Source organism: Aeromonas sp. 62-46 (assembly GCF_001898585.1).
GTDB classification, from domain to species: domain Bacteria; phylum Pseudomonadota; class Gammaproteobacteria; order Enterobacterales; family Aeromonadaceae; genus Aeromonas; species Aeromonas caviae.
This window is the reverse complement of record NZ_MKUI01000023.1, coordinates 101,750-126,909: the sequence shown is the minus strand read 5'-3', so window position 1 is coordinate 126,909 and position 25,160 is coordinate 101,750. Positions and strand designations below refer to the sequence as shown.

Sequence of the window (25,160 nt, the reverse complement as noted above, 5' to 3'; positions counted from 1 at the left end):
CTCTCAAGGCGTTTGCCAGACCGGTTACTGGTCTCGCAGGTTAAACGGACGAATGTAAGGCAGTGCTTCGGTGTCCAGGGAGGTGCCCTTGGAGCCGGTACCCACGCTACCCAATCCTTTCATTTCAAATTGAATGCCGAGGCTGCGCTCGGACGTCGGGGTCAGGTTCACGTTGTCTGGCGTGTTGACCCATTCCAGGTTGAAGTTGATGCTCCAGCAGCAGGAGTCGTATTTCAGACCCACCTTGCGGTCCACTTTGACGTTCTGGTTGAGCTCCTGATAGTAGCCGCCATAAAGGTGCCAGCGATCGTCCAGCGGGGTGGTCAGCAGCAGGCCGATCTGGTTGAGATCCGTCACCTGCCCCTTGTGGTCGAGGTCGTAGTTGGCATCCCGCACGAAGCGGTGGTTCAACTGGCTGATCAACTTCTCGTGACGGTATTCCAGGGCGCTGTTGGCAGAGCTTATCTGGCGCTGTTCCATATCATATTGTGCCCCCGCATGGGCATACCACTGCTCGTTGATCTTGGCGTCCCCCTCGAACGACAGCGGGGAGCGGGTATTGGTGCTCAGCTCATCGCTGCTGTAAAGCTTGACCCTGGGCGCAACGAAGTCGAAGGCTTGGGCAACGGCCAACCGGATTCGTTCATCCCCGGCCGGATCATAAATGCGGGTGGTGACCCCCAAGGAGAGCCGGTTGGAGTCACTGATGCGGTCCAGACCGGCGAAGCGACGATCGCTGAACAGGCTGTAGTAGTCCTGGCGCATGGTGGTGGAGTCATAGACACCGATGTTGTCCTGATCTTTGTAGGGCACATAGAGGTACTGGAATTCAGGCTCCAGTGTCTGGTTGGCTCCCTCGCCAAACCACTGCTGATCCCGCTCGAAGGTCATGCCGCCCTTGAGACGGAACGAGGGCAGTACCCGGGTGATGGTCCCCTCTTCCAGGGTGACGTCGCCGCCCTCTCTCGGGGTGAAACGATTGGTGAAGGTGCTGCTCATCTGGTCAGGCACCGTCTGGTCGTAACGGGTGTACATCAGCTTGTATTGGCTGTCGAGGAAGTAGCCTGCCTCGTCAACGAGGGGGATGGTCAGGGTGGGGGCCGTGTAGACCCGGGTGCCGGTGTAGGCTTCCCCCTTGTTCTGCTCGATGGCCTGATCGTTGTTGTAGCCGAAGTTGGTCAGCTCGGTATTCCATGCCAGATCGTACCAGTTGCCCTGCTGGTAGTAGTTGTGGTTGATGCGCGGCATCAGCTCGTGGGGTTGCTGGGCGCTGGCCAGCAGGATCTGGTAGGTCCGTACCTCGGCATCGAGGTTCCAGTTCTGCTGGTAGTAACCTGCCTTCAGGGATTGCTGCAACTGGTTGTCGACCTGGGTCCCCACCTTGGGGGTGAAGTCGTTGAAGTAGTTGTAGTCCTGGTCCCGTACCTTGGTGTAGTCCACCGACACCCGCATGGCGTTGTCGATGAACATGGAGGTGTGGCGGGCACTCAGCAGGTAGCGGTGACCGTCAGAGAGATGCTGATTGAGGCTGGCCGTCTCGTCGTACTGCTTGTCGTCTGCCAGGTTCTCGAAGTAGAGGCTCCCCACGTGGGCCGGGTCCGGCATGTAGCGGAACTCGACCTGTTCCATCAGGCCCCGTCTGTCCATGAAGCGTGAGGTGATGGTGGCATCGTAGTTGGGGGCTATGTTCCAGTAGAACGGCTGGGTGATGTCCATACCGTTCTTGGAGCTTTGGGTATAGCCCGGGTAGAGCAGACCGGTCTTGCGCTCATCCTTGATGGGGAAGTTGATATAGGGGAAGTAGAAGACCGGATAGTCATAGAGCCAGAGGCTGGCGTTCCAGGCCTCCCCAAATACCTCGGACTGATCGATGTCGATGCTGCCGGCCTTCAGGGTCCAGGCCTCCTGGCCCGGTGGGCAGGTGGTGTACTGGGCCCCTTCCAGAGTGATGTTCTGGTTGTTGTTGGTCATGGTCACCTTTTCGGCGAAGCCGCGCACCGGTGAGCCATGGACCTGATATTTGCCCTCTTCCAGCTCGGAGTTCTTGGTGTCCAGGTTGGATTTCAGGGTCTTGTCGCTGGTGACCGTGATCTGGCCATCGTTGTAATAGATGTTGCCGATGGCGATGACATCCCGGCTCTTCTGGTCGAGCTGGGCATAGTCGGAGTCGAACTTGCGCACGCCCTGGCGCACCTTGACGTCACCCTCGTAGACGGCGGTACCGCCCTGCTTGGCCTCCAGGCGATCGGCATCCACCTCGACGGGCTGGGCATTGGCGTCCTGGTCCGCACTGGGCTTCTCTATCTTGGGAACATAGTCATAGCAGAGGCTGTCGAGGATCCCGGTAGCGGGTGGCGCATTGAGTGGCGCTGCCTGGGCCATGAGCGGACTCAGGGCAGGAACAAGGCTGATGGTCAGGGCGATGGGACAGGAGTATCCCAGTGTCCATTTTGTCATGTGAAAGGCTCGCGCAATCCGTAGTAAAAACGGTGGATTCAGGGCATGCATTTTATGTCAGGATCCATCGAGTTGACATTGCATGTCATTGCTTTATGTTAGCCGGCAATGATAAAGCATTATTGCGGCCAGGGCTAACAGCCAAGTGCTGCTTTCCAATTTGGTTCCCGACTCATGCACGATCGCGCTTCCCTGCTTTTGCAATGGGCTCGCCGGATTTCCGGTGACGCCAACCTCTCGTTGACGCTTATTTCCGGTGACGCCAGTTTCCGCCGCTACTTCCGGGGTGGCGGTCTGGTGTGGGTGGATGCTAATCCGAAAACCGAAAAAAATCATGAATTCGTTCGCAATGCGGCCGCCCTGCACGATGCGGGGCTGCTGGCCCCCGAGGTAAAGGGGGTCGACTACGAGCAGGGATTGCTGGTGGTGACAGACCTGGGGGATACCCAGCTTATCGGCTGCCTCAACGAAGAGAGTGTACTGGCCTGGTATGGCAAGGCCATCGCCCTGCTGCCAAGGCTCGGCGCCGTGGCGCTCGAGCTCGAGCCCTTCGATGAGGCCTTCATGGCCCGGGAAAATGCCATCTTCCCCGAGTGGTTGCTGGGACATCACTTGCAACTGGCTCTGAGTGATGAAGAGCAGCAGTTGCTGGCGGAGACCTTCGCCTGCCTCACGGCGAGCAACCTGGCCCAGCCACAAGGAGTGATGCACCGGGACTTCCACAGCCGCAACCTGATGGTGTGCGGCGGGACGAACCCGAAGGAGAGCGACCTCGCCCTTATCGACTTCCAGGACATGGTCATCGGGCCGCTGAGCTATGACCTGGTCTCCCTGCTCAAAGATTGCTACGTGCGCTGGCCGGACGTGGTGATCGAGCAGGGCATGCGACTTGGCTTCGACACCCTGCAAGGGGCCGGTCTGCTCGGCAATCTGGACTATGCCGCGTTTCGTCGCGCAGCCGATCTCACCGGCATGCAGCGCCACCTCAAGGCGGCGGGGATCTTCACCCGCCTCTATCACCGCGATGGCAAGGCCGGCTACCTCAAGGACATTCCCCGTACCCTCGGCTACGTCGTTGATGTCTGTCGCAGCCATGGCGCCGCCTATCCGGTGCTGGCCCGCTTCGGCCAGTGGCTGGAGCAGGTGGTGCTGCCCGGATTGGCGCGCACCGGGGTGACACCATGAAGGCGATGATCCTGGCCGCCGGGCGCGGCGAGCGGATGCGTCCGCTCACCGATCTGCTGCCCAAGCCGCTGCTGGCGGCGGGGGGCAAGCCGCTCATCGTGCACCATATCGAAAAACTCAAGGCAGCCGGCGTGACCACACTTGTCATCAACCACGCCTGGCTCGGACACAAGCTGGTGGCGGCCCTCGGCGATGGCAGTGCGCTCGGGGTATCCATCCACTGGTCGGCCGAAGAGAGCGCGCTCGAGACCGCCGGCGGCATCGTGCAGGCGCTGCCTCTGCTGGGCAGCGAACCCTTTCTGGTGATCAACGGCGATACCTGGCTCGACCTGGATTATCGCGCTCTGGTGAACCAGCCGCTTGGGGACGATCTCGCCCACCTCTGGCTGGTGCCCAACCCTCCCCAGCATCCGCAAGGGGACTTCTCCCTGCAAGCGGGTCGGGTGCTGGACACCCCGGCCCTCACCTTCAGCGGCGTCGGCCTCTATCACCCCGCCGCCTTTGCCGGCTTGCCCTGCGGGGCGCGCAAGCTGGCCCCCCTGCTGCGCGACTGGATGGCGCTGGGACGGGTGGGTGGCAGCCTGCTGGCTGGCGAGTGGCGCGACATCGGCACAGTGGATCGGCTGCGCGAGCTGGACGAGCAACTGCTCGCCGGCACCCATTAACATCACGAGGTCTTGAACCATGCGTATTTGGGGCAAGGTGCTTGGCACCTTCTTCGGTTTTCTGCTCGGCAACATCTTCGGTGCCCTGCTGGGCCTGTGGATCGGCCATCGCTTCGATCGGGGCATGGGGATCCGCGGGGCCTTCCAGCGGGCACCCAGCCAGCAGCAACAGGCCGTCTTTTTCCATGCCACCTTCGCCGTCATGGGCCACATCGCCAAGGCGAGCGGCCAGGTCACCGAGCACGAAATACGGGTCGCGTCCAACCTGATGGACAGGATGCGTCTGGCCGGAGAGCAGCGGGTACGGGCCCAGGAGTCGTTCCGCCTTGGCAAGGAGGCGGACTTCCCCCTGCGCGAGACCCTGGCGGAGTTTCGCCAGGCGAGCCTGGGGCAGCGCGACATCCTGCGCTTCTTCCTCGAGGTCCAGCTGCAGGCCGCCTTCGCCGACGGTCAGGTGGAGGCGAACGAGCGGGCTATCCTGCAAACCATCGCCGACGAGCTGGGGTTCAGTCGCATCGAGCTGGCTCGCATTCTGGCAATGGCCGAGGCCCAGATGAACTTCTTCCACCGCCAGCAACAGCAGGGCAGTGGCCAGGGGCAGCAATACCGCCAGGAGGCCCCCTCCCGGGATCGCCTCAAGGATGCCTATCAGTTGCTCGGGGTGAACGAGAGCGACAGCGATCAGGAGATCAAGCGTGCCTATCGCAAGGAGATGAGCAAGCATCACCCTGACAAGCTGGCCGCCAAGGGATTGCCCCCCGAGATGATGGAGATGGCCAAGGAGAAGACCCAGGAGATCCAGCAGGCCTGGGAGTGGATCCGTGAGGCCCGCGGCATTCGCTGAGCCCTGTACCCGCCATAAAAAAATGCCCGTCGATGACGGGCATTTTTGTTTTCAGAGTCTGGTTTTCTTTCCATGGAAGAAAAATCAGTGGGCATCGACCCAGACAAACTTGAGGACGAAGAGCAGGGCCACCACCAGCACGCAGGGGTTGATCTCACGCCAGCGGCCGGTGCCCGCCTTCATCACGCAGTAGGAGATGAAGCCCACGGCGATCCCCTCGGTGATGGAGAAGCTGAACGGCATCATCACCGCGGTCATGAAGGCCGGCACCGCTTCGGTCAGGTCTTCCCACTTTACCCGGGTCAGCTCGGAGCACATCAGCACGCCCACGTAGATGAGAGCCCCCGCTGCGGCATACGCCGGTACCATGGCGGCGACCGGAGAGAAGAAGATGGCCAGCAGGAACAGGATGCCCACCACGATGGCGGTCAGGCCGGTGCGACCGCCGACGGCGACGCCGGAGCTGCTCTCGATGTAGGCCGTCACGGACGAGGTCCCCATGAAGGCGCCGCCGACGGAGCTGACGCTGTCCACCACCAGGGCCTGCTTCATGCGCGGGAAGTGCCCCTTGTCATCGGCCAGCTTGGCGCGGTTGGTCACGCCGATCAGGGTGCCGGAAGAGTCGAACAGGTTGACCAGCATGAAGGAGAAGATGATCCCGGCGAGGCTGATGTCCAGCGATCCCATCAGGTCCAGCTGGCCGAAGACCGGTGCAATGCTCGGCGGCACGGAGACGAAGCCCTTGAAGGTGACGTCGCCGAACAGCCAGCCCAGGGTGGTGGTCACCACGATGGCGATGAGCACGGCGGAGTGGACGCCGCGGGCGGAGAAGATGCAGATGAGGAAGAAGCCGAGCAGCCCCAGCAGGCAGGGCAGGGAGGTGAGGTTGCCCACGGTCACCATGGTGGCGGGGCTCGCGACCACGATGCCGGCATTGTGCAGGCCGAGCAGGGCGATGAGCAGACCGATGCCGGCGGTGATGCCGACCCGAAGTGTCAGAGGAATGTTGGCGATGAGCCAGTAGCGTACCCGCAGCAGGGTCAGGATCAGCAGGCCCAGCGCACCCCAGAAGATGGTGCCCATGCCCACTTGCCAGGAGTAGCCCATGCCGGCCACCACCACGAAGGCGAAGAAGGCGTTGAGGCCCATGGCGGGAGCCAGGGCGATGGGCAGGTTCGCCAGCAGACCCATCAGGATGCTGCCGATGCCGGCGATGAGGCAGGTGGTAACGAACACGGCCTGGGTATCCATGCCTGCCGCAGAGAGGATCTGCGGGTTGACGAAGACGATGTAGACCATGGTCAGGAAGGTGGTGATGCCGGCGATCACCTCGGTGCGGGCCGTGGTGCCATGACCGCGCAGGGCAAACAGGCGCTCGAGCAATCCCTGCCCGGCAGCCGGGCTGGCGGTCTGCCCGGTAGCGTGATGTGGTTGATTCATGTTGGATTCCAATGGGTGACGTGAAATAGGCAGCAGGGGGCCCGGCCCATCCATGCGGGGCGACGGATCCTGATTCTGGCGGTGAAGTGACCAGACTCGTCCTGATACCGTGACAGCGCGCACATTTTCACACAGGCGGCCAGGTTTACAAACCCCGGATGTGCGAGGCGGATCAATGAATAGAGTAAAAATTCAAACGTTTTCCCTCAGAGGCAGGGGAAAGGGGACCAATAGAGCCCCGTTTCCACATCGGGATCAACGGTTTTTCTGGTAGCGTTCGATAAGCTGGCTCAGCACGGCATCGCTCTGCTCCAGCAAGGGATCGAGGGCCAACCCCATGCGTTGCAGCAGCAGGGTGGCCTGGGTTTCACTCAAGGGGCGGCCATCAAGGAAGTAGGCCTGCTCGGCCAGTTGCTTGTCATGGCGGGGCAGCAGCACCCAGTGCACCCGTCGGGGTTCGATGGCGGCGAGGATCCGGTTGGCGGCCGCGCAGAAGGTATCGATGTGCTGCTTGCCATCCGGCCCCAGGCAGCCGGGTTCGAGCCGGATCTGGATGGTGAGTCTGGTGGTGGAGGCTTGGGTCATGGGTCGCTATCGCTGGGGTAGAGGTGGAGATTGTAAGTCAGAAGAGGCAAAAAAGGGGAGCCCCGGCTCCCCTTGTGACGTCATGCCTGGCGGCGCGGCTGTTGCCTCGCCTTACTTGGCAATGCGCTTGTACTTGGCGCGGCGCGGCTGGATAGCCTCGGCACCGTAGGTCTTCTTCTTCCACTCTTCGTATTCGGTGAAGTTGCCTTCAAAGAATTCGATCTTGCCCTCGTCCTGGTAGTCCAGGATGTGGGTGGCGATGCGGTCGAGGAACCAGCGGTCGTGGGAGATGACCATGGCGCAACCCGGGAACTCCAGCAGGGCGTTCTCGAGGGCGCGCAGGGTTTCGATGTCCAGATCGTTGGTCGGTTCATCCAGCAGCAGCACGTTGCCGCCGGTCTGCAGCAGCTTGGCCAGGTGCAGACGGCCACGTTCACCACCGGAGAGCTCGCCGACCCGCTTCTGCTGGTCGGAACCCTTGAAGTTGAAGCGGCCGATGTAGGCGCGGCTCGGGAACTCGTAGTTGCCGATGCGCAGGATGTCCTGGCCGTCGGCGACTTCCTCGAACACCGTCTTCTTGTCGTTCATGCTGTCGCGGAACTGATCCACGGAGGCCAGCACCACGGTGTCACCCAGGGTGATGGAACCGGAATCCGGCTGCTCCTGACCCGACATCATGCGGAACAGGGTCGATTTACCGGCACCGTTCGGACCGATGATGCCGACGATGGCACCCTTCGGAATGGAGAAGGAGAGATCGTCGATCAGCTGGCGGTCGCCATAGGACTTGCAGAGGTTGGCCACCTCCACCACCTTGTCGCCCAGGCGCGGTCCGGGCGGAATGAACAGCTCGTTGGTCTCGTTGCGCTTCTGGTAGTCGTTGGTGTTGAGCTCTTCGAAGCGAGCCATACGAGCCTTGGATTTGGCCTGACGGCCTTTCGGGTTCTGACGAACCCACTCCAGTTCCTTCTCGATGGACTTGCGACGGGCGGCCTCGGAACTCGCTTCCTGGGCCAGACGGGCATCTTTTTGCTCCAGCCAGGAGGAGTAGTTGCCTTCCCAGGGGATGCCTTCGCCGCGGTCCAGCTCCAGAATCCAGCCCGCCACGTTGTCGAGGAAGTAGCGGTCGTGGGTGATGGCCACGACGGTACCTTCGTAGTCGTGCAGGAAGCGCTCCAGCCAGGCCACGGATTCCGCATCCAGGTGGTTGGTCGGTTCGTCCAGCAGCAGCATGTCCGGCTTTTCCAGCAGCAGGCGGCACAGGGCCACGCGGCGGCGCTCACCACCGGAGAGGTGCTTGATCTGGGCATCCCAGGCCGGCAGGCGCAGGGCGTCGGCTGCGCGCTCCAGCTGGTTTTCCATGTTGTGGCCGCCCTGGGCGGCGATGATGGCTTCCAGCTCGCCCTGTTCGCGGGCCAGCTTGTCAAAATCCGCATCCGGGTCGGCGTAGGCTGCATAGACCTCGTCGAGGCGCGCCATGGCGCGTTTGACGTCGCCGACCGCCTCTTCGACCGCTTCGCGTACGGTCTGCTCCGGATCCAGCTTCGGCTCCTGGGGCAGGTAGCCAATCTTGATGCCGGGCTGCGGACGGGCTTCCCCTTCGATCTCGGTGTCGATGCCCGCCATGATGCGCAGCAGGGTCGATTTCCCGGCGCCGTTCAGACCCAGCACGCCTATTTTGGCCCCCGGGAAGAAGGAGAGGGAGATGTTCTTGAGAATATGACGCTTGGGTGGCACGACCTTGCCAACCCTGTTCATGGTGTAAATAAATTGAGCCATTGGCTAATTCTCTTTAATTTACAGGTTGTTATTGTGTTGCTGTGAAATCTTGGGGCTGTATTGGGGCCAAATCAGAAAAGCTGGCCCCAAGCCTGCCCCAAACCCTGTCCGCTTCGTCGCGGTCTTGTTCGGGGATCCATTTGCCATAGACTGTTCGCACCATGGTGCTGTCCTCGTGCCCAAGGTAAGACGCAACCCATTCAGGGTTTGCGCCCGCGGTTAGCATCCAGCAAGCAAATGTATGGCGCATATGGTATTGGGTTCGGCGGCGAATGCCAGCCCTCTTTATCAACCTGTCCCATTTGTCGCCCAAGGTGAAGGCTGTGTAGCAGATACTGAGCCCGGGCGTCTTGCTGGTGACGTCTGGACTAAATACAAACGTGACCTTCTCGTCGACCTGCCGGCGGTCCCTCAACGTCTTCTTGATGTAATGGGACTGGCGCATGGCTGTCATTGGCCGCATGCGCTTCAGCGCCTCGATTGCAGGGGGCAGGAGTACAATGGTTCGCTCATGTCCGGTCTTCGGTACCTTGAAGTTGCGGGCCTGGGTGATGTTGCGGCGGATTTGGAGCTCCCCGCGCTCCAGGTCAACATCCTCCCATGCTAGGGAGCAGAGCTCCCCAGTACGCATGCCTGTCCAGCATGCGAGCTGGATCCACATCGCATCCATATCGTGCCGAGCTGCTTCCTGCATGCGCCGGAACTCATCTTGATCAAAAGGGTCTGGTTTATCCCGGATCACTTCCACCTTGGTCAGCACTGAAGAAAGGTCCTGGTGGGTGTAGCCGTTCTGCTTGGCGAAGTTGAACAGCCCAGCGGCGACCATCATGTAGTAGTTGACCGATCTCGGAGCCAAGGGCTTGCTGGTTCTGTTCCGCGGCTCGGTCATCAGGTACCGGCGCCATTGTTGCAGGTCTTCGGTCCGGAAGGTGCTGACGATCCGGGTGTGGTCCAGGTCGGCGGCCATCATCCCCAGAATGGAGCGATAGCGACCACGGGCGTTATCGCCGATGTCCACATCCTTGATCTTCAGGTAGTGCTCCACTAGGTCACCTAGCGAAATGTCACGGCTTGCGGTCGTGCCAGCGAACCGGTGGGCGTTCTTGCTGTCTGGGAAGTGTTTGGCGTAGTCGAAGACACCGATGGCGATCTCGTGCAGGATGGCCCCCCGTTTTCGGGAGGCGTGCTTGATGTTGGCTTTAGTGGCCGGCATGTTGAGCGTTTCCCGGCACCGCTTGCCGTGGAATCGGAAGTCGATGCGAAGACTCTTGCCGTGCAGTTCGACACCTGGCGTTTCAGCAACGATGTCGATCAGTTCTTGGTTCCGGTCAGCCAATCCTCATATCTCCGCCAGTGATAGACATACTTCCCATCCGGGGCCAATTTGTAGTGGACCCCCTCAATAAGCTGGCCCTTCTTACGCTTCTCGCTGATGGCCTTCTCAGTGTACCCGAACATCTCCTCCAAAACTCGAGGCAGCACCCAGCTGGGACGTTCCATCACAACCACTTTCTGATGCATATTCATATCTCCTGTACGCCTCACGGCGAGAAGAGCGGCCCACGGGGCCACTGTCTTTCGTTGGCCTAGAATGGCAGATCGTCGTCGTACTCGATCGGTGGTTCGTTGCTGGCCGGCGCCTGCACCGGTTGTGGAGTTGGCCTTGGCTGGCTGCTTGCTCCTTGCTGTTTCCCTCCTCCATTCCCTCCCAACATCTGCATCACACCGGTGAAGTTGTCCACAAGCACCTCGGTGGTGTAACGCTCCTGTCCGCTCTGGTCCTGCCATTTGCGAGTCTGCAGTTTCCCCTCCACGTAGACCTGGGAACCCTTCTTCAGGTGCTTCCCTGCCACTTCAGCCAACATCCCAATGAACACGACTCTGTGCCATTCGGTGCGCTCCCTCTGCTCGCCGGTCTGCTTATCGCGCCAGGTGTCGGAGGTCGCCAAGGTGATGTTGGTGACAGCGTTCCCGCCGGGCATGTAGCGCACTTCCGGATCCTGACCCAGGTTGCCGATCAGGATGACCTTGTTGATACCGCGGCTGGCCATCAGCGATGCTCCTGGGCTTGATAGAGCTGCTGGAACTTGGTGTTGACCTGCTTCCATTGGGGGTCCTTCGCCTGCTTGAGGCAGTGGATGCGGCGAGCCATCGCGAACCTGGCCTTCTCCAGCATGTTGGCACTGGTGGCATGGTGCTGGGCTTTCTTGTAGGAGAGGGCTGCATCATGGTGGTTGCCGGCATGCTCCTGCAGGATGGCCTGTTTGAGATCATCCCGATAATTGCGCTGGTAAAGTTTGATATGCATCGTGTCCTCCCGGACAGTCGTGGTTCGTTACACCCAGGCCAGCATGACCGGGCATTCAATTCAGAGGTGATTCAATCTCCTGGTACTCCAGTTCGTTGAAGTTCAGATACTGAGCCGGGGCCCTGTCGATGGCGGCCAGCCGGATCTGTTGGTGGGTCATCGGGTGGTGCGCCTCGATGGTCCCGGTCAGGCGATCCGGTGTTGCCCCCAGTTCGGTGGCCGCATTCAGGGTGTAGCTATAGCGGTGCATTGGCCTGCTCCTTTGGTTGTGTCGATCTGCCAGCGGTAGCCGCCGTGTTGTTTCTGCTGGCCAGCAAGACAGCGGGTGATGCCTACCCTGACAAAGCCGCCCTTGGTCTCGGCATCCGTGACGCTGTCGAACCGCACGATCTGATCCCCATTGATGCCGACCACCGGGGTCTTGCGCCACTGTGGCGGTTTGACTGCGTCAACGAAGAGGCGGCGGGTATGGCGCCCGCGACCGTTATCCCCAACCATGCAGAAGTGTTCAATACGGGTGGTGAAGCGGGACTCTCTGTGGATCTGGCCCATCACTATGCTGGCCTCACTGACAGTGAGGGAGAACTCGGCGGACACCTCGGCACTGATGGCGCCGCCGGTTCGGGCATGAATCCACTCGGCAATGTCCTGTACAATGCTCATACGCTTCCCGCCTCGATTTGCGCCAGTACCAGCTCGGCTTCCTCCCGCACACCCAGCTCATCGCCGTCGAACGTCTTGATGTAGGCGTGGATCCCATGCCAACGTGAGCTGAGAGAGGCCTCGCTCACCTTGGCTATGGCGTCCAGCGCCAAGTGGTGTTTTTGTCCTTTGGTATCGGTGACCGTGATCATGCTGCGTCCCCCTTACATCAGTGCCAGCGCAATGAGCGCGGCCAGAGTGTTGAGCATCAGGATGGTGATCCCGGCGGCTTGCTGCTTGGTCATGCTGCCCTCCTAGCTTGCAGGTGCTTGTACGGGTTGTTGGCTCTGGCGATGGCCGCCATCGGCGGCGGGCTGACGCTGTTGCCGACCATCAGCACTTGATCGGTGATGGAGAGCGGGGTGCCGTCGTGACCGCGGTCATGGATGTAGTGGCGCGGCATGCCTTGGCAGCCATACAGCTCCTTCGGTACCAGCATGCGCAGGCCGATATCCACGATCACCCAGGTGTTGCCGCACCAGGTCACGGTCACCAGTGCCAGCCTGTCCTTGGTGGTGATGGTGTGCATCGGGTCGGTGACGGCCCCCCACTGCCCACCGCTCGAGTAGTAGCGCATCAGGAAGGCGCTGACCCGCAGGGCCCCGGCCTCTTGCTCCGGTGTCAGACCGAACTCACCCGGTCTCGCCATCACGGTCTGCACCATGGCGTGGTGCTGGCCCGCTGAAACGATGGTGGGCAGCTGGCTCTCCGGAGTGCTCGGCGGCAGGTTCTTGCGCAGGTGCACCATGAAGGCGGAGACCAGCTGTTGCTGGCTACCGCTCGAAGTGATGACGCTGCAAGGGTCACTCACGGATCTGGCTGGCACGGTGTTGAACCCGCCGTTGGCCTGCACCATCAAGGGGGCCGCCAGCATGGACTTGCCACCGCCGCCGGCCATGATGGCCGCAGCGGGTTCATCCACCCCGTGCTCGCCTCCTTTACCAAAGTGGCGCACCACCAGAGGGGCCAGACTCGGGTTGCAGATGGCAAACGCGCCACCCTTGGGCCAGCCAGTGATGGTGCGCAGCGGGGCATCAACCGAATCGACACCGCGCCCTGACCAGTTGGCCAGCTCGATGACGAAGGGCTTGGGGTTGGTCAGCACCTCGCGGATCACCCCGATAGCCACGCGCTCCAGGGTGGCATCGGCCAGCGGGCGTTTGACGTTCAGGCCCTGTGCCTTGGCTTCTTCCTTGGTGAGGAAGATGCTGGGGCAGGGGATAGACCAGTCGATGTGATCCGCCGTTACCCGATACGGCTTGAGGTGGCTGCCAGGTGCCGGGGCCTTGCAATGAGTCGGGGCGGGCCAGCAAACGGGTTCTCCGTCCCGGCGGGCAACGAGGTAGAGGCGCTGGCGACTGGTGGCCGCACCATAGTCCGCGGCGTTCAGGACAGTGTGGTCGACCACATATCCCAGACGTTTGATGCTGGCCAGAAAGCGGCGCCAAGTTTGGCCGACGCGCTTGGGATCCGGCACCAGATACTGTTGCTGGCGTGGCACTCGCTCCCCTGGCTCTGCGATATGGTGCTCAATCTTGGTTTTCTTGCCGCGCTGAACTTCGACCAGCTTGATCACCCGACCGGTGGCCTTGTCCCGCTTGGCGACGAGGGGCCCCCAGGTGCGCATCTGCTTGACGTTCTCCATGGAGAGCACTGCAGGTTTGCCTAACGCCAACCACTTGGTGATCACCCAGGCGAGGCTGCGGATCTCCTGCTTGCGCGGCTGTCCGCCAGCGGCTTGGGAGTGGTGGGTGCAATCCGGGCTGGCATGCAGCCAACCGACCGAGCGCCCCGCAAGTACAGCCGCTGGATCCACGGCCCAAACATCCTCAAGTAGGTGCAGGGCTTCCGGGTGGTTTGCCTGGTGCATTGAGAGTGCCTTGGGGTTGTGGTTGTTGGCGAGATGTACCGGGCGACTGAGCCCACGCTCGAGCCCGGTGCTGGCGCCACCGCCGCCAGCGAACAGATCCACGTTGATGGCAGACTCCAGGTTGAGCGGGGCCCCGGTCACCTTGGCCCTGACGGCGCGGGACCGGCGAAGTGATTTGCTCATGCCATCACCTCATTCACTCGGGTAATGGCGTTGATCATCACGCTCTTCTGCGTGACGGGGCTGAGGGTCGGCTCGTTATGCAGGGCGTTCAGTAAGGCGATGACGGCCTCCTGGCGATGCAGGTCGAGCATGGTGAAGGCCTCTGTGAAGTTGTATCCCTCAACCTGCTTCAGAGTGGAGACAGCCTTGCGCAGCAGCGCCTTGGTTTCCTCGTCCAGGGTGGTGTATTCGTCCATGAGCTGCTCGTCGCTGACCGAGATGGCGATAGCTACCTCCCGGGCGGTGTAGTGCTCCTTGGCGCCGTAGAGCACGGTCAACACGGCGACGAAGCACGACCACTCGGCGCCGCCAAGATTGAGCTCGTCGTTCTGGTAGTCGAAGGCCCAGTCTTCCAGGGGCTTGATGTTGGGGGCCTCGTCTTGTTGGTGGCTATCCGGTTCTGGCTCAGACAACAGCTCGAGCTGCAGTCCGCTCTGCACAGGTTCGGCACTCTGCGCCAACAGATCGGCGGCCTTGGCGGTGGCCTGTTCCAGCAAATTGCCGGGGGCGGTCAGGTTGTCGATGATCCAGGCGGCCAGCTCGGCGGTCTTGGCCGGGGTCAGGATGTCGGCATCGTCGATCTGGTAGATGACGCCCTTCACTGCGGGGTGGCGTTGCCAGTGGGGTAGGGTAGGGGAACGACTATCTTCTGCGATAAAGCCCTGATGGATAGGTTTGCCGGCCAGCAGGTTTGCGACGGCTAGATCGAGCCGATAGAAGATCTCGGAGAGTGGATAAGGCTCGTCCAGCCAACCCTGCACATAGCCCCTGGCCGTGGCCAGCTTTTCTTCGCCCAGGTCGGCACACTCGAGCTGTTTGCCCATGATGCTCTCGGCATCGGCATAGCCCTGTTCGGCCAGTTGGAGCTTCAGCGTCTGCGATTGTTCGCCCAGTTGCAAACTCTCGGATGACAACTGGTCTTTCGGCATGATCAGGCGGCTCCAAGACCAGCCGCACTTGGTGGCTTCGGTGAGGGCCTCTTCGGCAGAACTGCAACCACCAACCCCCGCCACTTCTTCGCCATGAATCCGGTATTTGGCTGCCCACTGGCCGGATTCTGTCTGGAAAATGTGGAGCTCGGAGGTAGCCTCGAGCTGGACAGGCTTCACCTGCTGGGCAACCAGGGTCAACTCCGTGGCCTGACGGTGGATCATGTCGAGGATGAGCTGGCCGGTGGTGATGAGGTCGTCCCGGCGCAGGCGTGCCTCGGGGCGGCGCTCACCCTGCCAGCTTGCATCGAAGATCGCCACGGCAGAGGCGAAGCCGCTGGCGCTTGGCTTGTCCTTCTTCGGGTCGCGGGGTACGTACCAGCTCGGTACCTCAAAGCCGATGCGGCCGCTGATGAACTGGATAAAGTCGGCATCCTCCGGCCACCAGGTTTCACTGGTGGCGGCCTTGATGAGCAGCATGATCTTGGCGCCTAGTGCCCGCTGCTCGCGGCAGTAGTTGAGGATGGCCTCCATCCCGGTGATGGGGTTGCCCTCGCTATCCGCGCAGGGGCGGGAGTAGGGCGGGTTGCCAAAGGCGGCGCCACCGAGGCGGCGCAGGTCGGCGGCCAGCTCCTGGGTGAGGGCGTTGTCTTCGGCGTCGTAGTAGTCCGGCACCAAGGCGTTGCAGTCATCGGCGAACATGTCGAGCACCACCGGCCCCAGGGTGGGGGCGAACTGGTGGAACAGGCCCCAAGCCAATGCCTTGGGGGTCTGCCACTGGTCGCCTATCTGCTTGAGTTCGTGGTCAGGATGGGCCTGCAGTTCGGCCAGCGCTTGGGCGTAGTGGTTCATGCTGCACTCTCCACACAAAACGCTTCTGAAAGGCGAACAACCGCCTTGCGCAAACCTGACGCTGCACCTGCGGCTCCACCTTTGAGGCGCGAGGTATTGGTTTCACTACTCAACTCATCCAGAACATCCGCTGTACTTTTGATGAACTCGATGAGAGCGGTCTGTTCTTCTTTAACCCGCTGCAGTTCATCGGTCAGCCCGATCCGGCCTTGAAGAATGGCCTCCTTGATGGTGTTGTACTCCCAGCAATGGGTCTGGGCATCGACATAGACTCGGATGCCTTTGCGGTAGTCATGCCGCTTGCGCTCGATGAACGCCTCAGCTGCATCCTTGGTGAAGTGGCTGTTTACGTGCTCCCACTTTTCGTCCCATCCCACAACGCTGTGGTCGTCAATCTCATCGAGCAGGTCCCATTGGTCGCTCTCATCAAGCCCAAGGAAATCGCACTCGTGCGATTGCTGAACCACCTGATTGAGCCGTGACTGCTGCTCGTCATCGAGGTCCTCCCAGTATTCCAGTGGGCTGAACCAGGTGGAGTCATCACAAATCACCGCTTGCTTGTCGGTGTAGGCGCGGTCTATCCCGTAAATAATCACGCGGGCCTCGACCTTGAAGATGGCATCAGCGGTGTAGTGGTCATGAACGCCTTTACCCACGCAGTCGTGGCGCAGTCTTGCCACGAAGTCAGACCATGAGTCGCTGCTCAGCGGTGCTCCGCGAGCAAGTGATGCCGGCAAATCCGCTTTCTGGCTTTCGTTGATCATGATTTTTCCCTCACTCGTTGCGACCCGCTCCCCGGATCAGGGCTTGGCCTTCTTTGCAACCCTGGCTACTGCACGGGCCGCCTTGAGGCATTCATCGAACACCTTCCCCTTGGCGAAGCTGGGCGTCCGGTCGAAGTAGGTGGTGGCCTCTCTCACCCCCAACGAGACCGCATGGGGGGGGGAATTCCTCCTTCTCCAGCGTTGCCTTGATGTGCTTGGCAATGAACTCGCGTGGGTGCATGGATGCTTCCGCTATTTCTGAAATTGGTCTCATCACACAAGCGACAGGCAATAGGAGGTCGTGACCCGCTGTTGGGCCGCTATCGCTTGTGGGATAAGGGCCCCGTTGCCGGGGCCAGGAGAGAACAACTCGGGCTGATTGGTCAGGGCCCGGAGCCCTGTGCCAGCGTGGGCGGTTGTGCTGCCCTTGATGGCGCCGTCAGGTGGGTGACGGCTGGTATTGCAAGTTGGTCAGCTGCCAGCCCGAGCAGCCAGATCAACATCAGGAGTAGTAACCACATGCGTTGCACCTGTGGTGGTGGCTTGAGCACTTCACAGTGAGTCAGCCGTTCTTGCTATCGGTACCGGTGCGCCCTCACGGGCAGACCTACCTATCGAAACTGTCGCCTCTCGGCGAGGGCCTGGGTGGCGCTTCACAGCGGGACCAGGCGACCGCGTAACCCTGCGGTGGGAGATATGATCACCTCCTTGGGGTGGTCAAATCGGTTTGCTGTGGCGGCCTACGATTGCACTTCCTATCGGCACCTCCCGGCTGCATGCAGCGGATGGGATGGCTGTCACCACAACTGGGGTTGCACTGGCCGCGCCCCAAGCCAATTTGCGCCATCACCGGGGTGGGATATTTGGCACCAATGCAACCTCAGTTGTGTCCCGGCCTTTCACCGGGTGGGTGGCTGGGGAGTCAGACCCGCCACTCGCTTCGTTCGCTATCACTTCAACTGCGCTGTCTTTCCAGCTGCCAGCCGGTCACTGATTTGAATTTCCGTTCACCTTGGTCGGCACGCATTCCAGCCTTGCCAAGGGAGCGCGGGGAGGTGAATCAGCCCGGTTGCCGGTGTTATGTCCCCAAGCGGTTTGTTACCACCGCTGCCAGTGTTGTGCTGGCCCTCCGGCTGGGGTCGTCTTTCGCAAATTGGTTTCTGTTTGTGATTTCATGGTAATCATGGGTTTCCTTGCGGTCAACCTGTGGTTTCTGTTTTTTTGTGTTTTTTTGTCATGTGCCAGGAACTGGTTGGTGGGGACGTGATGCGGCAGCCCGCTGTGGGGCTGGGATTAGTGGGGCGTAGAGCTTATTCGCTTCGAGGAGAGTGGGTAATGCTGAGCTGTTTGAATGGAAACTGGGGGAGGGGGGGAGTTGGCGTTGTGGGTTGCTAGCAGAACGCCGTTACATTGGACCATGAAGGCTGCAAGGGAAAAAGCAAGGCGCCAGAGGCGCCCTTACTCTTCTTGCACTGCGCAGCGAACTACGCCACAGATGACGACCTCTTCGGTCACCGGGATCATCCTGTACTGGGGGTTGAGCGGCTTCAGGTACCACTGGCCCGCATCGCGTACCAGCTCTTTGAAGGTGGTCTCGTCACCGATGCGTGCCACGACCCGTTTGCCAGCATCTGGATGAACATCCGGGTCTACAATCAGCACGGTGCCTTCCGGATAGGATCGGCCCCCATCGCGAGACACCATGGAATCACCTTTGACCCGAACGGCATAGGCTCGGCCGCCAACCCGGACCGGGCTGGGGATCCGCTCATCTACTTCCTCGGGGAGCGGAATGTCGCCGTTACTGCAAAACGCCCCTGCCTGCACCCAAGAAAGTATCGGCACCAGCCCAACCTGGTCAGAAAACTCCTCCACGTTACCGTCTTCACCGGTTAGCATCCATTGCACTGACTTGCCGATGATCTGGGAGATCTCGCCCAAGCGCTTCACTTCTGGCAGGTTCTCGCCCGAAAGCCATTTGCGTACGGCAACGATTGATGGCGCATCACGTAACATGCTCCTCAATTTGCCTGCTCGGCCACGTTCGCTAATCCCTTGAGCCTCTAAGGCTTCATTCAGGCGTTTGGCAAAAGCTATCTTGTCGGCCTCGTAGCGTGCCATGTCATTGTTTCTCTTCTGCATAACGAATTCCTTCTATTGTCCCTGCCTTCATTGGAAACTTTCAGTTGCCATAAAAAGAAATCCTCGGTTACCATTTGTCTGTGATAGATGGATAGGATGCTGCAATGAACGTATTACTCGAGCGATTCAAGAACAAAGCTGCGCTGGCAAAAGCGTTGCAAGTGAGCCCCCCTGCCGTAATGCGTGCATTCAAACGCAATGTTGTACCGGCCACCTGGGTACCGAAATTACTGAGGCAAGGCCTAAGCCAGCAGGAGATTGCTGCTTTACCCCTTGCGACAAGGGCAGCCGATATTCTGTCGGCTTTGCAGCCGCAGGATGGCCATGGAGCTGATCATGACGCAAATAACCGAAACCTCCACGTTAAGTAAACCAATGGTTTCGCGTCCGGATGTTTTGTGGTCAGCCTACTTGTTTGGCAAGCACCACAACATCAGCGAGCTGGCTCGTCTGTTGGGCAAGGGGCCGACTGTGCTGGCTAACAAGTTCAACCCGGAGTGCGATGCCCATCACCTGAACCTGGGTGAGGCTGTCGCGGTCACCGAACTGACCGGCGACAACCGTATCCTCGAGGCCTGGGCGGTTAGCCGCGGCAAGGTGCTGGTTGACCTGCCCGCTGGGGTGGTGAGCGATGACGACCTGGTTGAGCAGGTGCTGCTGGCGCAGGCGGTGTTCGGCAAGCTCATGCAGGCCATTCACGACGCCAGGGCGGACGGGGTCATAGACCGGATGGAGCAGGGGCAAATCGAGCGCATCGGCACCCAGGCCGCGGAGCATGTGCTGGGGCTGATCCGCAGCACCGGCGCGAACGTGCGAACTCTGCCCATGGCGCCATCCGGTGGTGCCCAGTGAGTTGAGCAAGCAGGGCATATCAACCTGGTGCCAGCAGTGTGTCTGGTGGAACTCGAAGGAGATCGTGATGAGTAAACAGGGTAGCGATGACAACCGGCAACAGCTGGAAGGGGAGCGCAAAGAGACCTATCGCAATCTGCGCCGGCGCCTTCAAGGCGCACTGGGTGTGCTGCAAGGGCGCGCTGACAACGTGGGGAATGCTTCGCTCTCACTGTGCCACCCCTTTACCCCCGGCTGCCAGCATCGGGTTGAACGGCTCGCCCAAGAACAGCTGCTGCTGGTGCTGACCAGCTTAATCAAGGCGGTTCCCCGTGCCGTGATGGACGAGATCATGGCGGACTCCGAGCACGTGCTGTGCGACACCCGGTTCGCGGTGATCCCAGGGCAAGAAGAGGCGGCCAAGCAGATGAGAGAGCGTGCCAGAGCCAATCTGGCACGCCTCAATGGCCTTCTCTGAAGGTTCGCACGTGGTGCACTCAGCGAGTGGTTTTCTGCCAGGCAATGATCGCCCCGAGGTCGGTATCTTCAAACCCTTCTGTCTCTGGGGGCATCAGCTCTGGCTCTGAGAAGAACAGGTCTGCAATGTCTTGGCCTTTGCCGGAGAGGTGCAACTTAGAGCCTGCTGGGGAATGGGTGATCAGGCGCACCAGATGGTACTCGCCCCCATCCACGAGCTGGATAACATCGCCGATTTGGAGGGGATGGTGAAACTGGACGGGGCCTTCAGGGATGAGTTCTGAGTCGTACTGGGTCAAAAACTGGATGTAGTAGTCGTAGGTCATGGCCTTCTCCTTGTGAGGTGGGACTCTTGCAAAGCCACTGTAGCACAAGGGGGAGGCCCCAAAAGGGCGGCCCCGCGCTGCGTCAACAGCCGGGGCCATGGTTCAGTCATCGTGCGGAGATGAGAACATGAAAAAGCATACGAAATCAGCAGGGGTAGGGCAAGTGCAGCGCATATGCCCGTGGCACATCACCGAGTGGAAACCTGTCGGTCACGCTGGATGGATGTCCCTGCAGGATTGTGGTCGTGCAGTGTGTTCACTGGAGTCGGCTATTGAGGGTGGCAGCAAGTTGCTCTTGACTCGTCAGGAAATGGGCCGAGGCCAGCAGCGTTTTGGCGAGGGTAATCGCTTGGTTCGCGGTCAACGCATAGCACGGGGCGAGAAAGAGATCCTCGATCGGCTGTTGAGGGGAAGTGCGGCAATCCAGCTGGACTGCAATGCGGTTGTTGCTGTGTGGGCTGATATACCAGCCACAGATGGGGATCAGCGTTTCGTCGTCTTTGTCCGTCATGCAAGTTCCTATGTCGGGTGTCAGTCACGAAATATAACCATAGCACCTGAAGAAAATATGACTCAGTCAGGTCGCAATCCGGCGTTAAGGGCACTGCTTTCATTTGCCAGTGAATTGACCTTGTTGGTAAACCAGAGTTATGCTGTGGGTGCTGCGGCAAAATCCGCAGCCGGGATTGGAACCCCGAGAACAACTTTGGAGCCGACCCACGCTCCCATCGCGTGGTTTTTTGTCGGCACTCGACCCCCATTTACTTGGGTGCTGATCGCCTACCCGGCAGCCGGCATCTACAGCGTTATGGTGGCTCGGGCGGGGCAGCCTTCGGGCTGGTCGGTTTCCAAGGTTGCCGATAGTTCCAACCCCGTTCGGGCTACCACCATGAGATTGGAACCTCAGGTTGGTAGTGACAATCTATCAACCTTGGAGGCTGCCATCATGGCTACTGTCCCCACCCCTCTTACACCCGTCGTTCGGGTGATCGACGGTCAGGCCGTTACCACGTCCCTTGATCTGGCCGAGTGCTTCGGTAAGCAGCACAAGAACGTTATTGCCAAGATCGAAAATCTCGAATGTTCCCTCGAATTCACTGAGCTCAATTTTAAGCTCAGTCGATATACCGACCCCACTGGCCGTTCTCTCCCCTGTTATCTACTGACCCGCGATGCCTTTGTGTTCGTGGCGATGGGCTTTACCGGGCGCCGTGCTGCCGAGTTCAAGGAGGCCTATATCGCGGCCTTCAATGCCATGGAGCAGCGGCTCCGCCTCCCTGACTACCTTGCCCAGCTCGACCATGCCCACCTGCGTGATGCGGTGTCGGCCACCCTGCAACATCTGGCGGTGATCCGGCAGGCGTGGGACGAGCAGCTTTATCCGGGGCTCAAGGCGCTGGGCTCGCCGCTGGCGGTCTCTTTGCACGACCGGGTGCACCTGGCTTGCTGGTCGTTACAAACGATTGCCAAGCACAGCGGCTGCGAGTTGACGATGAGTGAGGCGCTGGCGATGACCCGGCCACCGATGTTCCCCCGTGCCCAGGCGGGCGGCCTGCGTGCGGGCTCGGTGGGCGGCCGTGGCCGCCAAGGGGGGCGCGATGAATAAGCCCAAGGTGTTGCCCTACCTGAAGTGGGTGAACGGTTATCAGCTGGTGGTGATGGGGGTGGCCCTGCCCATCACGCCGGCACAGGCCAAGGCGGTCTTTTCCCAACTGCAGCGATTGGAGGTGGGTCATGGGTGAGGTGATCAGACTGGCGGCCCCGGTGGCCGCCCCAGCCCGAAAGAAGGTGTGCAACATGAGTGACAACCGTCGCAGCGGCTATGTGGTGTGCTGGCGCTCGTTGCTACAGGCAGAGTGGGCCCGCAATGCCACCAAGCTGGCGGCCTGGATGCGCTTGATCAGCATGGCGGCCTATGAGGCAGGGCCGGTGCGCTACAAGGGGCGTGACTGGCACCTGTTGCGGGGCCAGCTGGTGATCAGTGCCACCGAGCTGGGCCAGCAGCTTCGCGACGAGCGGGGCCGCGGGCTCGACAAGAAGGGAACAGAGCGCATGCTGGCCTGGTTCGCCAAGGAGGGGATGATTGAGCTGCATGGCACCCCCTGGGGGACCATCATCGAGATTTGCCACTACGACGACTATCAGGCCGCCGTGCAGCCGGTCACGAGCAATTGCGAATCGTTCGCAACAGAGCAGTTTGAGGGCGCGACAAACGGGGCGCCCATCGGGGTACCGACCGGGGCGCCGAGTGTCCCGCCCAATCCCTTGTCTGGCGCGGGTTTGAATGGGGGTGATGGGGCGCCCACTGTCCCGCCCATCGGGGCCCCGACCGTCGCGACAACAGAACAAGAAGTAAAAGAAAAGGAAACTACAGAAGATCTTAAACAGATCTCTTGTCCGGTTTCTGGCGAAACCGAACGCGACCGGAAGGGCACCGCCTCGCTGGCCGTCAGCATGGATGCCAAGACCGTGTTGGCACACTTCAACGCGGTCGCCGATCGCCGTTATCAGGCCAAGCCCACCGCCCTGCAGAACATCAACGCCCGGCTGGCCGACGGCTACTCGGTTGCCGACTTGCTGCTCGTGGTGGACTTCAAAACCGCGCACTGGGCTGGTGACCTCAAGATGAGCGAGTACCTGCGCCCGATGACGGTCTTCGCCCCGCAGAAGTTTGACGGGTATCTGGCTGCGGCCAAGCGATGGGATGCCATCGGCCGCCCGCGCTGCGTGAACGGGGAGTGGGAGGGCTTCGAGCGCAAGCGGCCCTTGTCCAATCTGGCGCAGGCTCAGCAGCAGGCCCAGGCCATCATGGCCGCCACGGGAGGGGTCGGCTATGACGATAACACCATCCTCTGACGTGGTTGTGCTGCATCAAGGTGAGCTGCCAGCCGCACAGCGCACTGCCGACCCGATCGCCTTGTTCCTAGCCAACGAGTTGTTCCCGATGATGATCGCGTTCTGGCCCGCCAGTGCCAATCAGTTGGATAGCAACGTCGCTGGCACAGCCAAGGCGTGGGCCCTGACCATCAAGGGCTTTCCTGTCGGTCTGGTGCGTGAAGCGGTGCTGCAGCTTGCGGATGACGTCGATCGTCAATTTGCTCCGCGCCCGGCCGAAGTGAAGGCCCTGGTGGTGCGCATGATGCAGGCAGCCCAGCCAGTCGCCCCGACCGGGCAAACCCTGTCGATTCGGGCCTGCGAGATGATCGCCGAGGTCAGGGTGTTGAAACGCGACGGCGCGGCACCGGCTGAACGGGTGGCAGCCGAGCTGGCCAGCCTGCAGGCCGAGCTGCGTCAGCGTGGCGTCACTGTGACAGGGAGGATGGTGTGATGGCCAGTCAGTTCAACGCGAACGCCGAGCGTGATGTGCGTGAGGCGCAGTTCTGCCGGGTGGCCATCTATCCGCCGGTGCGGGGTTGGGTGGGCGAGCGGGTGCACCTGGAGGTGTCGAACTCGCTGGATACCTTGGGCAAGACCGATGCGGCCACTGGCGCCGGGTATTACCTGGTGTGGGATGGGGCCGAGGAGGCGCGAGCAGAGGCGGCGCGGATCCGGGGCCAGGCGGTGGAGCTGGTGAGGGTAGTGGCATGATGCACTACTACGCCCAGCACACCCCGACCCGGGACTGGCAGGCTCCGCTGCTGGGCATCGAGGAGGTATTGCGAGCGCGTGATGCCGGGATCCCCATCTTTGTAGCGCTCTATCTGATTGGGGAGTCGGGATTTGATTCGGTGGCTGAGCAAGCTGCCTATGTTGTTGGGCATGCGCTGTCTCGCGCTGCCCGTTACACCACCACCGGGAGGGGGAGGAGCTGATGAGTCTTGGATGGTTGTTTGTGGGATTGGCGTTGGCCTGGTTCGCCATGCTGGGGCTGTGCGTGCTCACCTTGCGCCAGTGGATGGCAGAGGAAGTGGGGCCGGACCTGGAGGGTGATGGGGCCGAGGATGAGCCGCGGCTGGTGTCGGCGTGCCGTGAGCTCTCCGAGTTGGCGGCGAAGACCAAGGAGGCCAGCCATGGCTAAGGCCTTCTTCGTGCTGATGTACCTGTTCGTGGCGCTGTTTGTGCTGGCCATGGTGCCTTATGAGGGGGGTATGGGCTGGCAGATGCTGCAGGCGCCGGTGGTGTGGGTGATCCTCGCGGGCTGGGTGTTGGTGATGTTCCCGTGCCCTGTGGTGCGCCTGCTGCTGGCGCCGCTGCGGGCCATCCTGTTGCTGCTGGTGTGGTTGGGCACACTGCTGCTGGCGATCACCAAGGTGGCGCTGGTGGCGCTCAACCGTGTGAATCGCGATCTGGCCGGGGAGGCCCATCATGACCGTTGAACCGAAAGAACTGAATGAGCGTGGCCTGATCGACCTGGCCGGGGTGAAGGTGTATGTCGCGGGGCCGATGACAGGCCTACCGCAGTTAAACCGGCCCGCGTTCTTCGCCGCTGAGGCCTACCTGCAGGGGCAGGGGGCCAGGGTGATGAACCCCGCCGTGCTGCCGGATGGCTGGGAGCATGACGCCTATATGCGGATCGCCATCCCCATGCTGATGGAGTGCGAGGCGGTGGCGTTTCTGCCCGGCTGGCAGCAGAGCAAGGGGGCGCGGCAGGAGTTCACCCGGGCGCACGCCTTCGGCCTGGTGCTGCTGCAACTGGATTTTGCGGCTCTCGATTGCAGGGAGGTTGTCTGCCAACATCTGCCGTTGATGGTGTAGGTCATATCACGCCGTGAGAACCTAACGAACGGTGATTGATGGCTGTATAAATAAACAGTATCTTTTGGGGCTAAACCAAGGACATGA

General features: G+C 61.0%; 32 protein-coding genes. 15 read left to right on the top strand and 17 right to left on the bottom strand.

The genetic code is table 11. From position 1 onward, the window contains the following. Positions 1–24: 24 nt before the first annotated feature. Positions 25–2,457: an LPS assembly protein LptD gene (lptD, locus tag BGO64_RS08890; protein ID WP_286700520.1), complete on the bottom strand. Its 2,433-nt coding sequence runs from the start codon at positions 2,455–2,457 to the stop codon at positions 25–27. A gap of 174 nt (positions 2,458–2,631) precedes the next feature. On the opposite strand from lptD, the gene BGO64_RS08885 reads away from it, so the two are divergent. From BGO64_RS08885 to djlA, 3 genes are read left to right on the top strand one after another with little or no spacing between them, the layout of a single operon-like run. After that, positions 2,632–3,642 carry an aminoglycoside phosphotransferase family protein gene (locus BGO64_RS08885; protein ID WP_286700519.1) on the top strand — a complete coding sequence of 337 codons (1,011 nt, stop codon included), beginning with the start codon at positions 2,632–2,634 and terminating at the stop codon, positions 3,640–3,642. Continuing rightward, positions 3,639–4,307 (top strand): N-acetylmuramate alpha-1-phosphate uridylyltransferase MurU, encoded by a 669-nt coding sequence (gene murU / locus BGO64_RS08880; protein ID WP_263309110.1) that lies wholly within the window; start codon positions 3,639–3,641, stop codon positions 4,305–4,307. Before BGO64_RS08885 ends, murU begins: the two co-directional genes overlap by 4 nt. A 19-nt stretch (positions 4,308–4,326) precedes the next feature. Next, positions 4,327–5,151, top strand: coding sequence for a co-chaperone DjlA (gene djlA / locus BGO64_RS08875; protein ID WP_043152579.1), 825 nt, complete (start codon positions 4,327–4,329; stop codon positions 5,149–5,151). A gap of 84 nt (positions 5,152–5,235) precedes the next feature. On the opposite strand, the gene BGO64_RS08870 is transcribed toward djlA, so the two are convergent. The 14 genes from BGO64_RS08870 to BGO64_RS08805 form a co-directional block, all read right to left on the bottom strand. After that, the gene (locus BGO64_RS08870) at positions 5,236–6,591 is read right to left on the bottom strand and encodes an NCS2 family permease (protein WP_045523766.1); all 1,356 of its coding nucleotides are present in this window, start codon (positions 6,589–6,591) and stop codon (positions 5,236–5,238) included. 255 nt (positions 6,592–6,846) lie between these two features. Next, complete coding sequence (locus BGO64_RS08865) at positions 6,847–7,176, bottom strand: hypothetical protein (RefSeq protein WP_039040029.1); 330 nt, start codon at positions 7,174–7,176, stop codon at positions 6,847–6,849. A gap of 111 nt (positions 7,177–7,287) precedes the next feature. Further along, positions 7,288–8,955 (bottom strand): energy-dependent translational throttle protein EttA, encoded by a 1,668-nt coding sequence (gene ettA, locus BGO64_RS08860; RefSeq protein WP_010673216.1) that lies wholly within the window; start codon positions 8,953–8,955, stop codon positions 7,288–7,290. Between the two features lie 28 nt (positions 8,956–8,983). After that, positions 8,984–10,291: a site-specific integrase gene (locus tag BGO64_RS08855; RefSeq protein WP_286700518.1), complete on the bottom strand. Its 1,308-nt coding sequence runs from the start codon at positions 10,289–10,291 to the stop codon at positions 8,984–8,986. Further along, positions 10,267–10,476, bottom strand: coding sequence for an excisionase family protein (gene xisR, locus BGO64_RS08850; protein ID WP_286700517.1), 210 nt, complete (start codon positions 10,474–10,476; stop codon positions 10,267–10,269). Before xisR ends, BGO64_RS08855 begins: the two co-directional genes overlap by 25 nt. A 65-nt stretch (positions 10,477–10,541) precedes the next feature. Further along, on the bottom strand, positions 10,542–11,006 hold the full coding sequence (ssb, locus tag BGO64_RS08845) for a single-stranded DNA-binding protein (RefSeq protein ID WP_286700516.1): 465 nt from the start codon (positions 11,004–11,006) through the stop codon (positions 10,542–10,544). Further along, positions 11,006–11,263 carry a hypothetical protein gene (locus BGO64_RS08840; RefSeq protein ID WP_286700515.1) on the bottom strand — a complete coding sequence of 86 codons (258 nt, stop codon included), beginning with the start codon at positions 11,261–11,263 and terminating at the stop codon, positions 11,006–11,008. Before BGO64_RS08840 ends, ssb begins: the two co-directional genes overlap by 1 nt. Before the next feature lie 55 nt (positions 11,264–11,318). Further along, positions 11,319–11,513 (bottom strand): hypothetical protein, encoded by a 195-nt coding sequence (locus BGO64_RS08835; protein ID WP_286700514.1) that lies wholly within the window; start codon positions 11,511–11,513, stop codon positions 11,319–11,321. Further along, a complete protein-coding gene (locus BGO64_RS08830) occupies positions 11,489–11,926 on the bottom strand; it encodes a hypothetical protein (RefSeq protein ID WP_286700513.1) in 438 nt (145 codons plus the stop codon). Before BGO64_RS08830 ends, BGO64_RS08835 begins: the two co-directional genes overlap by 25 nt. After that, entirely contained in the window at positions 11,923–12,117 is a 195-nt protein-coding gene (locus tag BGO64_RS08825) for a hypothetical protein (RefSeq protein ID WP_286700512.1), read from the bottom strand. Before BGO64_RS08825 ends, BGO64_RS08830 begins: the two co-directional genes overlap by 4 nt. Before the next feature lie 89 nt (positions 12,118–12,206). Then, positions 12,207–14,018, bottom strand: coding sequence for a DNA cytosine methyltransferase (locus tag BGO64_RS08820; protein ID WP_286700511.1), 1,812 nt, complete (start codon positions 14,016–14,018; stop codon positions 12,207–12,209). Beyond that, on the bottom strand, positions 14,015–15,838 hold the full coding sequence (locus tag BGO64_RS08815; RefSeq protein ID WP_286700510.1) for a phage N-6-adenine-methyltransferase: 1,824 nt from the start codon (positions 15,836–15,838) through the stop codon (positions 14,015–14,017). The genes BGO64_RS08820 and BGO64_RS08815 overlap by 4 nt, the downstream gene beginning before the upstream one ends. Beyond that, positions 15,835–16,602: a hypothetical protein gene (locus BGO64_RS08810; RefSeq protein WP_286700509.1), complete on the bottom strand. Its 768-nt coding sequence runs from the start codon at positions 16,600–16,602 to the stop codon at positions 15,835–15,837. Before BGO64_RS08810 ends, BGO64_RS08815 begins: the two co-directional genes overlap by 4 nt. A gap of 1,458 nt (positions 16,603–18,060) precedes the next feature. Continuing rightward, positions 18,061–18,744 carry a LexA family protein gene (locus BGO64_RS08805; RefSeq protein ID WP_180911232.1) on the bottom strand — a complete coding sequence of 228 codons (684 nt, stop codon included), beginning with the start codon at positions 18,742–18,744 and terminating at the stop codon, positions 18,061–18,063. 104 nt (positions 18,745–18,848) lie between these two features. Between BGO64_RS08805 and BGO64_RS08800 the strand changes: the two genes are divergently transcribed. The 3 genes from BGO64_RS08800 (at position 18,849) to BGO64_RS08790 (ending at position 20,053) form a co-directional block, all read left to right on the top strand. Then, a complete protein-coding gene (locus BGO64_RS08800; protein WP_180911231.1) occupies positions 18,849–19,115 on the top strand; it encodes a hypothetical protein in 267 nt (88 codons plus the stop codon). A gap of 25 nt (positions 19,116–19,140) precedes the next feature. Next, positions 19,141–19,596: a phage regulatory CII family protein gene (locus BGO64_RS08795; protein ID WP_286700508.1), complete on the top strand. Its 456-nt coding sequence runs from the start codon at positions 19,141–19,143 to the stop codon at positions 19,594–19,596. Between the two features lie 67 nt (positions 19,597–19,663). After that, positions 19,664–20,053: a hypothetical protein gene (locus BGO64_RS08790; protein WP_286700507.1), complete on the top strand. Its 390-nt coding sequence runs from the start codon at positions 19,664–19,666 to the stop codon at positions 20,051–20,053. 19 nt (positions 20,054–20,072) lie between these two features. Here the strand turns inward: BGO64_RS08790 and BGO64_RS08785 are convergent, their stop codons facing one another. Both BGO64_RS08785 and BGO64_RS08780 read right to left on the bottom strand, forming a co-directional pair. Next, positions 20,073–20,378 (bottom strand): hypothetical protein, encoded by a 306-nt coding sequence (locus BGO64_RS08785; RefSeq protein WP_286700506.1) that lies wholly within the window; start codon positions 20,376–20,378, stop codon positions 20,073–20,075. Between the two features lie 256 nt (positions 20,379–20,634). Then, a complete protein-coding gene (locus BGO64_RS08780; protein ID WP_286700505.1) occupies positions 20,635–20,889 on the bottom strand; it encodes a BssS family protein in 255 nt (84 codons plus the stop codon). A gap of 57 nt (positions 20,890–20,946) precedes the next feature. Between BGO64_RS08780 and BGO64_RS08775 the strand changes: the two genes are divergently transcribed. Genes BGO64_RS08775 through BGO64_RS08735 form a run of 9 tightly spaced genes read left to right on the top strand, consistent with a single transcriptional unit; the run spans position 20,947 to position 25,073 of the window. Next, complete coding sequence (locus tag BGO64_RS08775) at positions 20,947–21,984, top strand: Rha family phage regulatory protein (protein ID WP_286700504.1); 1,038 nt, start codon at positions 20,947–20,949, stop codon at positions 21,982–21,984. Next, positions 21,977–22,120 (top strand): hypothetical protein, encoded by a 144-nt coding sequence (locus tag BGO64_RS08770; protein WP_281705823.1) that lies wholly within the window; start codon positions 21,977–21,979, stop codon positions 22,118–22,120. The genes BGO64_RS08775 and BGO64_RS08770 overlap by 8 nt, the downstream gene beginning before the upstream one ends. Before the next feature lie 55 nt (positions 22,121–22,175). Continuing rightward, positions 22,176–23,234 carry a conserved phage C-terminal domain-containing protein gene (locus BGO64_RS08765; protein WP_286700503.1) on the top strand — a complete coding sequence of 353 codons (1,059 nt, stop codon included), beginning with the start codon at positions 22,176–22,178 and terminating at the stop codon, positions 23,232–23,234. Further along, entirely contained in the window at positions 23,212–23,706 is a 495-nt protein-coding gene (locus BGO64_RS08760; RefSeq protein ID WP_286700502.1) for a hypothetical protein, read from the top strand. The genes BGO64_RS08765 and BGO64_RS08760 overlap by 23 nt, the downstream gene beginning before the upstream one ends. Continuing rightward, entirely contained in the window at positions 23,706–23,966 is a 261-nt protein-coding gene (locus BGO64_RS08755; protein ID WP_280094277.1) for a hypothetical protein, read from the top strand. Before BGO64_RS08760 ends, BGO64_RS08755 begins: the two co-directional genes overlap by 1 nt. Further along, positions 23,963–24,190, top strand: coding sequence for a hypothetical protein (locus BGO64_RS08750; RefSeq protein WP_286700501.1), 228 nt, complete (start codon positions 23,963–23,965; stop codon positions 24,188–24,190). Before BGO64_RS08755 ends, BGO64_RS08750 begins: the two co-directional genes overlap by 4 nt. Beyond that, a complete protein-coding gene (locus tag BGO64_RS08745) occupies positions 24,190–24,396 on the top strand; it encodes a hypothetical protein (RefSeq protein ID WP_286700500.1) in 207 nt (68 codons plus the stop codon). Before BGO64_RS08750 ends, BGO64_RS08745 begins: the two co-directional genes overlap by 1 nt. Continuing rightward, positions 24,389–24,694, top strand: coding sequence for a hypothetical protein (locus BGO64_RS08740; RefSeq protein WP_286700499.1), 306 nt, complete (start codon positions 24,389–24,391; stop codon positions 24,692–24,694). The genes BGO64_RS08745 and BGO64_RS08740 overlap by 8 nt, the downstream gene beginning before the upstream one ends. Continuing rightward, a complete protein-coding gene (locus tag BGO64_RS08735; RefSeq protein WP_286700498.1) occupies positions 24,684–25,073 on the top strand; it encodes a DUF4406 domain-containing protein in 390 nt (129 codons plus the stop codon). Before BGO64_RS08740 ends, BGO64_RS08735 begins: the two co-directional genes overlap by 11 nt. Positions 25,074–25,160 lie beyond the last annotated feature (87 nt).